Below are 11803 nucleotides of genomic sequence, written 5' to 3'. Positions count from 1 at the left end.
TTAATATACCTCCATTTGAATCATAAATGGTTATTTTAAAAGTTAATATTTCGTAATTACTTTCTACTGAATTTTCATTTTTCTTTTCAATAATTATTGTATCCTTTGTTTCTAGTCTGCTTTCTCTATCTAAAGATAAAATAGATTCTGTTAATAGTTCCTCTAAAATATTCTCTCTATATTTTAAGGATAATTTATTATTTACAAGTGTGTTTTTTATATCTTGAAATCTTATATTATATTTAATTTCTTTTTCTATAGCATAACTTACCCTATTAGCTTTTTCTTTATTTATTCTTACTGCTATAGACCTTGAAGACATAGCAAAAATCTGTGTGCTTAAAGTTAAGGCAATTAATAAAATTGCCATTGATATTATAGATTCTATTAAAGTACTGCCTTTTTTCATTCTATAATATCACTCTCTTCTTCATCATTTTTTATAGTACTTCTAATAACATCACTTCCTACACTTATAGTAATTTCAGATTTTTTATTTTTACCTTTAATTGTTATTTTACCTGCAGATTTTATATATCCTTGAGCACTTATATTCTTTGAACTTCCTGAAGAATTAATATTGCTTAACACTTCAATACCTTCACCTAAATTAATTCTTTTAATAATAGGTGCCTTTGTACCAGTAACTTCAAATAATACTGTTTTACGATCTAATCCTATAGTTATTTCCCCTGGGACATTATTGTTACGACAATATGCTTTTCCAAAACTTAATAAGGACTTTATTTCTGCTTCTATATTTTTGAATTGTATATCATACATTGTTTCTTTAACCTTCCCAATATTTATAACTACTATAGAAGAAAATATTGTAATTATGGATAGAACTACTATTAATTCAATTAATGTATAACCCTTTTTCATTAAAAACCTACCTCAAACATTGCAGAAAAAAGTGGAAGTATAAAAATAATTAAGAAGGTAATAACAAATCCCCCCATAAAAATAACTGAAGCTGGTTGTAACAAAGCTATGCCTCTATTTATCTTTGATATTAGATTTTTTTCTAAATATAAAGATAAAGAATCAAGCCTCTCATCTATAGAGCCTCCCTCTTCACCTAACTTTACAATAGAAATTGTATACTTAGAGTAGCTTCCCCTAGCTTCTAAACTATTTGAAATTGAATTTCCATTTAAAATACTTAAATTTAAATAATTGAATCTTTCTTTTAAATCTTTTATTTTAAAGCTATTTGTTGCATATATAAGTCCTTCTGATAGATTAATGCCACTTTTTAATATAATTGAAAGCAATAAAACAAATGTATATTCAATAAAATCCTTATATACAGGAATTTTATTAATTAATTTTCTAAATATATTTTTAAGATAATATTTACCTAAAAACCAGGGTAACAATATGAAGTAATTAAATATATAAATAATTGATATAATCGGATTTCCTTTAATATAGTTAGAAAGATCATATGATAACTTACATATAAAAGGAACACCTGTGCCTAGACTAATAAAGAAATCATATAATATTGGTATTGTAAACAGTATTATAAAGGCTACCAAACATATTGAAGAAGCTATAATTAATAATGGATAAGAAAGAACATTCTTTATAGTACTTTTAATAAATATAATCTTATTACAATATTCTTCTAAGCCCTTCAATACCTTATATAAATTCCCACTCTTTTCTCCCATTGAAATCATACCTACAAAAAAATCAGGATACAAATCAGGAAAATTTTTAAAGCATTGTTCTAAGGACTTTCCTTCTAAAATATAATTTTTACACTTAATTACACTTTCTTTATAGGATTTACTTATAGGTAATTCGTTAAGTAAATCCATAATCATAAGCATTGATATTCCTTCTTTATATAACATTGCAATATTCCCAGATATTAATGATAAATCATCATACTTAACTTTTTTATATAATAATTTTATTTTCATCATAGTTTAAATCCTCTTCTAATAGAAAGTTATTATAATCACCACAAGATATATATCCCTTTTCAAGTAAGTAAGAAAGGTTTACTATCATTTCCTCATTACTAAGTTCTTTTATTTCCTGGTAAATATTTGAAATTGATTCTTTTATATTCTTATCTATATGCACTACAGAACTAACTGATTTTCTTCCTTTGTAGCCAGAGTAATTACAATAAGTACATCCATTCGATTTGTAAAGATTTATCATTTTACCATTCATATTAATATTATTATGGATTTCCTTACATTTATCACATAGTATTCTAACTAATCTTTGAGATATTATTCCTATTAGTGAATCACGTATTAAATATGATTTTACTCCCATATCTTCTAACCTAAAATAAACCTCTTTAGGGGTTTTAGTATGAATTGTAGAGTAAACCTTGTGACCTGTTAAAGATGCTGTAACAGCCATATTTGCAGTTTCTTCGTCTCTTATCTCTCCTATCATTATTACATCTGGATCTTGTCTTAATATACTTCTTAGTCCAGTAGAAAATGTAATATTAGCTTTTTTATTTAAGCTAACTTGATTTATTCCTTCTATCATAACTTCTACAGGGTCCTCTAATGTAGTTATATTAATTTCCTTTTTATTTATTTCCTTTAGTATTGAATATAAAGTCGTTGATTTTCCGCTTCCAGTTGGACCATTAATTAGAATAAGTCCATTTTTAATGGATATTATTTTCTTTAATTTTTCTCTTTGATAATTACTCATATTTATCTTACTTATGTCATGTTCGAAGATTTCTCCATATAAAATTCTAATAACTAACTTTTCTCCATAAATAATAGGAATAGTTGAGAGTCTTAAATCATAATCTTGTTCATCTATTTTTATAAAGGCTTTCCCATCTTGTGGTCTTCTTTTTTCAGTGATGTCCATATTTCCTATAATCTTGATTTTTGATAGTAATTTCAGATACTCATCATTTTTAATCTTTGCAAAGGGTACTAATACTCCATCTATTCTTATTCTTATAAAAACTTCTTCTCTTACAGGTTCAAAATGTATATCAGAAGCCCTTTCTACTATCCCTTTAGATAATATAATATCTAAAAGTTTTTCTTCTTTTCCTAAGAACACCTTGTAAATTAAATCTGTAATATATTCATAACTTGCTTCAATTAATTTAACCTTTTTGTTAAATATAAACTCAATTTCATCTATATTCTCTAAGTATTCCTTATTGGAGAGTACTAATATCTTTTGTTCTTTAACTTTTATTGGTAAAATACAATTATCTTTAATCTTATTAATTCCTAGCTTTCTAGCAATGTTTAAATCAATTTCAAACACATTTATTTTATCCATTTTAAATCACCATTTTAATTTATACCCAATACAGTAATTTTCTATACAATATTATCCAACAAAGTGTTTTTATTCCTTTTAAGTTTGATTTAATAAAACAAAAAAAGGATATTCATAATTTAATATAAATATCCTTAATTATAATTTATAAAATAGTATTTTCCTTCTATATCACTTAACTCACTTATAGCACCATCTTCACAAATATAAACTTTTTCTACATTTGGTTCGTCTCCGCCTATAAATAAAATATTTCCATTAGAATCTTTTGATAATCCCTTATCTAAATTGATTATTTTAGGAAAATCATATACCAATCTTTTTACCTTCTCATCATTATATTCATATAATGAATAATTATTATTCTCAACTTTTCCTATTATATATATACTACCATCTGTATGTTCTACATCACTTATATCAATTATATTTTCAATTGAATCCTTTAACTCGCCATTTCCATCTATAAACTTTAATGTCTTTTTCTTTCCTTCTTTTTGTTGTAAAAATACTACTCCATCATTTAAAACCTCTAGGTACTCTACATATCCAGAATCTAGCTTATAAATCAATTTTTCTTCATTTTTATCTATATTATATATGAAAATTCCATTATTCTTTGAATCGTCAATTCCATAGTAAACTAAAGATTCACTATTATACCAGTCTATTAATTCTCCAGATATAGATACACTACTATTAATAGCTATAAATTTATCTTTTTTAAGATCCTGTACCTTTAAATTTAAATATATATCCTTTAAGAAATAGCTTAAGTAGTTTCCTTCTGGAGACAATTTTGGTGAAAAAATCTCATTATCTTCATCAATTAATTTTTCTTCACCTGAATAATGTACTTTGAATTCTCCTTCTTCATTAAATATATAGTTGTTACTTTTAGAATCATAAGAAGTAATAATATAATCTGCTTCTATCTCTTCATAAAGTCCATTATTTAAATTGTATGTCTTATAATTTCCATTATTATCAATAGCAACTGATCCATTATTTAGTTTAATACTTTCTTTTTCTTGAACTTCACTTTTACAACCATAGCTAATACTAGTTATCAATATAATTAAGCTTACTAGGATATATTTTCTTTTTCTTTTACAATTCATCTTTTACCTCTTACTACAATAATTCTCCCCTGCAAATAAATCCTGCTTCCCCAATCATATAAACATCTCCATTATTAAGCTGAACCTCTAATTTTCCTCCTAAGGTTTTTACATTAACTTTATCTACACACATTCCAAGTCTATTTAAGGCAACCACAGATGCACAACACCCTGTTCCACAGGCTAAGGTAGCACCTGCTCCTCTTTCCCAAGTTTGAACTTCTATATTTCTTTCATCAATTATATTTACAAAATTAACATTTGTATTTTCTATAAACATATCATACTTTTCTATTATTTTACCATCTTCAATAGAATATTCATTGTTATTATTAATTAATATGGTATGTGGTACACCCATTAATAAACTAGTTAATTTATAAGATTTATTATTAATTATTACTTCCTGATCAATTAATTGTTTCTTATCTTTTAAAGGTATATCTTTACCTTCAAAACTAGCTTTTCCCATATTAACTTTAACTAAAATAACTTTATTATCATTTATATATAGATTAACAGACTTTACTCCATCCCCTGTCTCAATATTAAATTTTTCTTTCTTAATCATCTTAATTTCATACAAATATTTTGCAAAACATCTTATAGCATTTCCACACATATTTGCTCTTGAACCATCACTGTTAATTATCACCATCTTAGCATCAGCAATACTAGACTTTCTAATTATCACTAGTCCATCTGCACCAATACCAAACCTTCTATGACAAACTTCTTTTGCTAGTTCTATTTCTCTATCAACTAACACTTCATCCATATCATCTATTAAAATAAAATCATTACCTAAGCCTTGCATTTTTATAAAATTCATAAAATCCCTCCTTTTAACTTTTATTCCATTGATAAGATTCACTATTAAATGTTATACTATCCTTATGTTATTACCAAAGAAAGGATGATACTTATGGCTTTGGATGGTATCTACTTATATAGTTTATTACATGATTTTAAAAAATCAATATTAAATTGTAAAATAGATAAAATTAATCAACCAGAAAAAGATGAAGTAATTTTAACACTAAGAAAGGATAGAGAAAATATAAAATTATTAATCTCTGCTTCTTCTAAATTCCCTAGAATACATTTAACTAATGTAAGCAAACCAAACCCTCTTCAAGCACCAATGTTTACTATGGTAATGAGAAAGTATTTAATTGGAGGTAGAATCACTAATGTAACTCAATTAAATGGAGATAGAATAATTCAGTTGCATATTGAGTCTACTGATGAGTTAGGGTTTGATAGTAAATATATATTGATAGTCGAAATAATGGGAAGACATAGCAATATTACTCTTGTTAGAGAAAGAGATAATAAAATTATGGAATGTATTAAGCATATTTCTTCAGATGTAAACACTTATAGAGTTTTATATCCAGGAATAAGCTATGTATATCCTCCTATTTCTCAAAAATTAGATCCATTTAATTTTTCTTTAGATGATTATAACTTATATTTAGAAAATAATAGAATAGCTATAGATGAATTTTTTTTCACAAATACTTTTACAGGTATAGGGAAACCATTATCTAGAAGCTTATATATAAATTTCCTACAAGATAATGATAACATAAATAGCTATAATATTTTTAATTTCTTCAAAATATTTATAAAAAATATTGAAAATAATTTTTCATTTAATATATATAAAGAAAATGATATTTTTAAAGACTTTTATTGTATTGATTTATCTTTATATGAAAATAAGTACTCTAAAATAAATTTTGATAACCCAAATCTATTATTAGATGAATTTTTTACTATTAAAGATAAACAAGATAGATTACTTAGTAGAAGTATAGATTTACAAAAATTAGTTGCTACAAATATAGATAGATGTAATAATAAAGCAAAGAAATTAAAAAACATTTTGAAGGAATGTGATGAAAAATATAAATATAAGATTTTCGGTGATTTATTAACTTCCTATATTTATATGATTAATAAGGGCGATAAACAAATTAAAGTACTAAACTTTTATAATTCAGAAGAAGAAGAATATATAACTATAAAATTAGATGAAAATAAATCTCCTTCAGAAAATATACAAAGTTATTATAAGAAATATAATAAGTTAAAAAAATCAGAAGAATCAGCTATTGAACAATTAGAAAAAAATGAAGAAGAGTTAGAATATTTAAATTCAGTATTTACTAATATAATAAATTGTGAAAATTATATTGAAATAAATGATATCAAAAAAGAATTAACTGAAACTGGATATTTAAAATTTAAAGGTAATTCTAAAAACAATAAAAAGGATAAAGCTTCTAAGCCTATCCACTTAATTTCTTCTGATGGAACTGATATTTATATTGGGAAAAATAATATTCAAAACGATTATTTAACTTTAAAATTTGCAAATAAGAATCATTTATGGCTTCATACTAAAAACATACCTGGCTCACATGTAATTTTATGTAGTGATAATCCAAGTGATGCCTCTATAGAAGAAGCAGCTATACTTGCAGCTTATTATAGTAAAGCTAAAAACTCTACAAAGGTACCAGTAGACTATACTATTGTTAAAAATATTAAAAAACCTAATGGTGCTAAGCCAGGAATGGTGATATATCATACTAATTATACAATTTATACTGAACCAAGTAGTTACAATGACTTTAAATTTGAAAATAATAAGATAATAAAATAAAAAAGTCCTTCAAATATTAGAAATCATTCTGATATTTGAAGGACTATTTTTTATCCAGCTATAACTTTATATATGATTTATAAGCATATCTCCATCATTCTTTATTAGCTCATTATCAAAGTATTGATAATAATAACATTTTAGTTTTCCATTATAAAGCTTCCTATTTTTACTTGATTTAATTCCAAAAGGAACTTCAAATTTTTCATAAGAAGTTAATATATTATAATCCCAGTTTAAAAATCTTCTCTTGAATTTACCGAATACATTGTAAAGTTCTTCAACTTCCTTCTTTTCTCCAAGTCTTTCTCCGTATGGAGGGTTTGATATTATAAAGCCATACTTATCGCTATTTGAGAAGTCTTTAAAGTCTCTTCTATGGAATTCTATATATTTAGAAACTCCTGCTTTTTCAGCATTACTTCTAGCAACCTTTAATATTCTTCCATCTATATCATAACCTAAAAGCTTTATATCTTTATTCTTTATAGCTCTTTCTGCACCTTCTCTTACTTGCTCAAATATATCTTCATCCATAGTTGGCCAAGTTTCACAAGTAAATGTTCTACATAAACCTGGTGCAATATTTTGCATAATCATTGCTGCTTCTATTAATATAGTTCCTGAACCACAAAATGGATCTACTAAAGTGAAATTTTCTTTCCATCTAGAAATTAATACCATAGCAGCTGCTAAAGTTTCTTTTAAAGGTGCCACTCCAGCTTCTTCTCTATATCCTCTTTTATGCAATCCAGGACCTGATGTGTCTATAGTTAATGTTACAACATCTTTTAAAATAGATACTTCTATTTTATATAATGGTCCATCTTCTGAAAATTGTGTTATTCCGTAAGAGTTTGCCATACTATCAACTATAGCTTTTTTTACTATAGATTGACAATCTGGTACACTATGCAAAGTTGACTTAACAGACTTTCCATTTACGTGCATAATTCCATTAATAGGAATCAAATCACTCCACTTAACATTCTTTGTACCTTGAAACAATTCCTCAAAGCTTCTTGCTTCAAATTCCGCCATTTTTATTAATACTCTATCTGCGGTTCTTAAATGAATATTAGCTATTGCTATATCCATCTCATCTCCTTGAAAATGCACCTTTCCATTTTCTGTTCTTAAGTCCTCATATCCTAAAGCTTTTAATTCCTTTGCAGTTATACCTTCTAACCCAAAGGTAGTTGTAGCAATTAAATCATATTCCATACTCTTCTCCTTTTTTATCCTTCGTATATTTTAACAGAATCAAAACCATCAATTTCTTCTATTTCTACTGCTATAATTTCACTTTTAGAAGTAGGAATATTCTTACCAACATAATCTGCTCTTATAGGTAATTCTTTATGTCCTCTATCAATTAATACAGCTAATTGAATCTGTGCTGGTCTTCCAGAATCAACTACAGCATCTATTGCTGCCCTTACAGTTCTACAAGTGTATAATACATCATCTACTAATATAACTTTCTTTCCAACTATATCTACACCTAAATTTGAATTATTCACTCTTGGACTATCCTTAATTTCTGTTATGTCATCTCTATATAAAGTTATATCAACAGACCCAACAGGTACATTAATTCCTTCAATATTTTCTATATTCTTAGCAATTCTTTCTGCTAATGGATATCCCCTTCTTTTAATACCTACTAAAACTATATCTTCAACGCCTTTATTTCTTTCAATTATTTCATGAGATATTCTAATTAGAGTTCTTTTTATTGCTTTGTCATCTAATAAATTTGCTTTTAATTTCATTTTATCACCTCTATTTTCTTAATAATTCTAGTAAATCTAAATAATACTTTGGTAACTCAGAATCAAATTCCACATATTCCTTAGATGTAGGATGTATAAATCCTAGGGTTTTAGCATGTAAAACTTGCCCATTTAGTTTAAACTTTTGCTTCTTACTTCCATATAAAGGATCTCCTACTAAAGGATGTCCAATGGAGGCCATATGAACTCTTATTTGATGAGTTCTACCTGTTTCTAAAATACATTTAATTAAAGATGTATTATTATTATACTGCTCTAATACTTTATAGTGTGTTACAGCTCTTTTTCCATCCTCTACTATAGCCATCTTTAATCTATCCTTTTTGTTTCTTCCTAATGGTTTATCTATAGTTCCTTCTAAATTATTAAATTTCCCTTCCACCAAAGCATAATATTCTCTTTTTATACTATGTTCTTTAAACTGCTCTGCTAAGGCATTATGTGCTTCATCATTTTTAGCAATTACTAATACTCCAGAGGTATCTTTATCTATTCTATGTACAATTCCTGGTCTAATTACTCCATTTATTCCAGACAAATCATCACAATGATATAATAATCCATTTACTAAAGTCCCTGAATAATTTCCAGGGGCTGGATGAACAACTACACCTTGTGGTTTATTTAATACTATTATATCTTTATCTTCATAAATAATATTTAAGTCTAACTTCTCAGGCTTTACATCTAATTCTACTGGCTCTGGCATAACTACTTCTACTATATCTTTGTCTTTTAATTTGTAATTACTCTTTATTTTCTTTTCATTTACAATAACTGAATCTGAATCTATTAACCCTTGTATAAAAGATCTAGATTTCCCTTCAATATTAGCTGATAAGTATTTATCTATTCTTAATCCTATATCATTTTCATTTGTTATTTTAAAAAATAATTTATCCATTAATTAATCTCCATATTTTTTAATTCTTAACACATTATAATATATCAAAACTTTACACTCAATAGATATACTTCATTAAAACAAAAAAAAATCCGTTTTAAACGGATTTCTATTCTGTTTGTGCAAAAAAGCTTTTAATTTCATCCATATCTTCAGTATACATCTCTTCAGCTTCTACTATATTTTTATGAGATAAATTTATACTTTCTTCCTTTTCTAACTTTTCTACAGGTTCAGAAACATTATAATTTTTAGTTAAGTCTTTTTCTAATTCATCAAAGGTTTCAGTTTGTGCATTCATAAAGTTTCTGAATTTTGCTCTAAACTTTATAAATTCTTGTTTTACTTTTTCATATTCATCATTAATTGATACTACATCATTATGAGCCTTATCAATTATTTTTTTAGCTGCGTCATTAGCATTTTTTAGAATCATATCAGATTCCTTTTGAGATGTTGCTCTTGCTTGTTCTGCCGCATTTTGTGCTAATAATAAAGTGTTTTGTATAGTATTTTCTATTTTTACATAGTGTTCTAATTTTTCATTTGATCTTGATAAATTTTCTTTAAGCCTTGAATTTTCCTTATAAAGCTCTTCATAATTTTCTATGATTTCATTTATAAATTCATCAACTTCATCACTATCATAACCTCTAAATCCCTTTTTAAATTCCTTATTGCTTATATCCATTGGAGTAAGCTTCATAAAATCACCTCTACTATTATATATATTTTTTTATTATAATTCTTTGTTTTCCACTTCTCGTTTCACCAATTATATCTCCAATTATATACTTTCCATTTCCTCTTATGGTTAGCCTAGTTCCTTTTACAAGCTCCTGGCTTTTATCTTTTGATTTAACGTAATTAACTAAAACCTTACTACTATCTAATAAGTCTATGGCTTTAGATCTAGACACATTTGTAAGTTTTGCAATAACACTGTCTAAACGTAATGATTGCACATTAATTGAAATTTCTTCAAAATCTATAGATGGTAAATCTTCTAAATTATATAAAAGATTTATTTCTACAGGTGATTTTCCAATAGAAGATAAATTATTTACTATATAACTACTTATATCCTCCATTACAGGAACATAAGCTTTATCTTCCTTTACAACTACATCTCCAATTTTATTTCTATCTATTCCCAATGATAGTATTGCACCTAAATAATCCTTATGTCTTAACTTAGAAAAATTAGATTTATTTTTTATTTCTAACACTTCTAAAGGATATTTAATATCATATATATTATTAAATGCTATTATTCTTCTTTCAGCTTCTTCAAATATCCCATTAGCAGCAACTGTAAAATTGCTACTTCCACAATTATTTTGAAAGAAGCTCCAAATGTTAGGTGAACAAAAACTATTTGAGAAAATAGTAATATCCTTCTCAACTGCTAATTTATAATTTTCATATATCTTTATTGCTTCATTTACATCATCATCAGTGAAATTTTTAAGAATATATTCTTTATTAACCATTAAATAATATCCTTATATAAGATAACATCATAATTGCAAATAAAGGAGAAAAATCAATAATATTATTCTTAAAAATCTTACTTTGTATAGTTTTAAATGGCTTTAAAACTGGATAATTAAATGATGTAATTATATTATAAATAACACTTTCTTTAAGCCTTGGAAATAAAGATAGTATTACTTCTGACAGAATAGTTACTTCTAAAACTATTGTTAATAATCTTATTATGAAAAAAACTAGATTTATATAAATCTCCTCCTACTTGTTCCAGTTGAATAATGCTTTAGAACTTAATTCATTTTTAAGTTCATTTGTTACCTCAACATTTGATGGTGATAATAAATAAACCCTTTGTTCTATTTCTTGTAAAGTTGCTCCTAAAACATAGCAAGATCCACTTATAAAGTCTACTAATCTTTGTGCTATTTTAGTTTCTAAAGTTGTTGCATTTACTAAAACAATTTTTCTTGCTTTAATAGCATCTGCAATTTCTCTAGCATCATCATAATTAGTTGGTTTA

At 25.8% G+C, this 11803-nt stretch carries 14 protein-coding genes; 1 reads left to right on the top strand and 13 read right to left on the bottom strand.

The genetic code is table 11. The features are described from left to right. The 6 genes from HUJ77_RS12785 to dapF form a co-directional block, all read right to left on the bottom strand. Positions 1 to 409, bottom strand: a 409-nt coding sequence (locus tag HUJ77_RS12785) for a type II secretion system protein (RefSeq protein ID WP_291709213.1), incomplete at its 3' end; no start/stop codon positions are given. Continuing rightward, a complete protein-coding gene (locus HUJ77_RS12780; protein WP_291709212.1) occupies positions 406 to 885 on the bottom strand; it encodes a type II secretion system protein in 480 nt (159 codons plus the stop codon). The genes HUJ77_RS12780 and HUJ77_RS12785, both read right to left, overlap by 4 nt. After that, complete coding sequence (locus HUJ77_RS12775) at positions 885 to 1937, bottom strand: type II secretion system F family protein (protein WP_291709211.1); 1053 nt, start codon at positions 1935 to 1937, stop codon at positions 885 to 887. Before HUJ77_RS12775 ends, HUJ77_RS12780 begins: the two co-directional genes overlap by 1 nt. Beyond that, positions 1912 to 3294, bottom strand: coding sequence for an ATPase, T2SS/T4P/T4SS family (locus HUJ77_RS12770; protein WP_291709210.1), 1383 nt, complete (start codon positions 3292 to 3294; stop codon positions 1912 to 1914). The genes HUJ77_RS12775 and HUJ77_RS12770 overlap by 26 nt, the downstream gene beginning before the upstream one ends. Positions 3295 to 3428: 134 nt before the next feature. Then, the gene (locus tag HUJ77_RS12765) at positions 3429 to 4415 is read right to left on the bottom strand and encodes a hypothetical protein (protein WP_291709209.1); all 987 of its coding nucleotides are present in this window, start codon (positions 4413 to 4415) and stop codon (positions 3429 to 3431) included. Positions 4416 to 4428: 13 nt separating this feature from the next. Beyond that, on the bottom strand, positions 4429 to 5247 hold the full coding sequence (gene dapF, locus HUJ77_RS12760) for a diaminopimelate epimerase (protein ID WP_291709208.1): 819 nt from the start codon (positions 5245 to 5247) through the stop codon (positions 4429 to 4431). 93 nt (positions 5248 to 5340) lie between these two features. Here dapF and HUJ77_RS12755 point away from each other — a divergent pair, with 93 nt between their 5' ends. Continuing rightward, a complete protein-coding gene (locus HUJ77_RS12755) occupies positions 5341 to 7089 on the top strand; it encodes an NFACT RNA binding domain-containing protein (RefSeq protein WP_291709207.1) in 1749 nt (582 codons plus the stop codon). 66 nt (positions 7090 to 7155) lie between these two features. Here HUJ77_RS12755 and HUJ77_RS12750 read toward each other — a convergent pair whose 3' ends face one another. The 7 genes from HUJ77_RS12750 to sepF all read right to left on the bottom strand — a co-directional run. Continuing rightward, positions 7156 to 8313 (bottom strand): class I SAM-dependent RNA methyltransferase, encoded by a 1158-nt coding sequence (locus HUJ77_RS12750; RefSeq protein WP_291709206.1) that lies wholly within the window; start codon positions 8311 to 8313, stop codon positions 7156 to 7158. Between the two features lie 14 nt (positions 8314 to 8327). After that, positions 8328 to 8864 carry a bifunctional pyr operon transcriptional regulator/uracil phosphoribosyltransferase PyrR gene (pyrR, locus tag HUJ77_RS12745; protein ID WP_291709205.1) on the bottom strand — a complete coding sequence of 179 codons (537 nt, stop codon included), beginning with the start codon at positions 8862 to 8864 and terminating at the stop codon, positions 8328 to 8330. 10 nt (positions 8865 to 8874) lie between these two features. After that, positions 8875 to 9789 carry an RluA family pseudouridine synthase gene (locus HUJ77_RS12740; RefSeq protein ID WP_291709204.1) on the bottom strand — a complete coding sequence of 305 codons (915 nt, stop codon included), beginning with the start codon at positions 9787 to 9789 and terminating at the stop codon, positions 8875 to 8877. A 109-nt stretch (positions 9790 to 9898) separates the two neighbouring features. Further along, complete coding sequence (locus tag HUJ77_RS12735; protein ID WP_291709203.1) at positions 9899 to 10495, bottom strand: DivIVA domain-containing protein; 597 nt, start codon at positions 10493 to 10495, stop codon at positions 9899 to 9901. A 16-nt stretch (positions 10496 to 10511) separates the two neighbouring features. Further along, positions 10512 to 11282 (bottom strand): YlmH/Sll1252 family protein, encoded by a 771-nt coding sequence (locus HUJ77_RS12730; protein ID WP_291709202.1) that lies wholly within the window; start codon positions 11280 to 11282, stop codon positions 10512 to 10514. After that, positions 11275 to 11493, bottom strand: coding sequence for a YggT family protein (locus tag HUJ77_RS15455; RefSeq protein ID WP_366033424.1), 219 nt, complete (start codon positions 11491 to 11493; stop codon positions 11275 to 11277). Before HUJ77_RS15455 ends, HUJ77_RS12730 begins: the two co-directional genes overlap by 8 nt. A gap of 48 nt (positions 11494 to 11541) precedes the next feature. After that, on the bottom strand, positions 11542 to 11803 hold a 262-nt coding region (gene sepF, locus HUJ77_RS12725; RefSeq protein WP_291709200.1), incomplete at its 5' end, for a cell division protein SepF.

The sequence above is a fragment of the Clostridium sp. genome (assembly GCF_021443865.1).
Classification (GTDB): Bacteria; Bacillota; Clostridia; order Clostridiales; family Clostridiaceae; genus Clostridium.
This window is presented reverse-complemented; position numbering and strand designations above follow the sequence as displayed.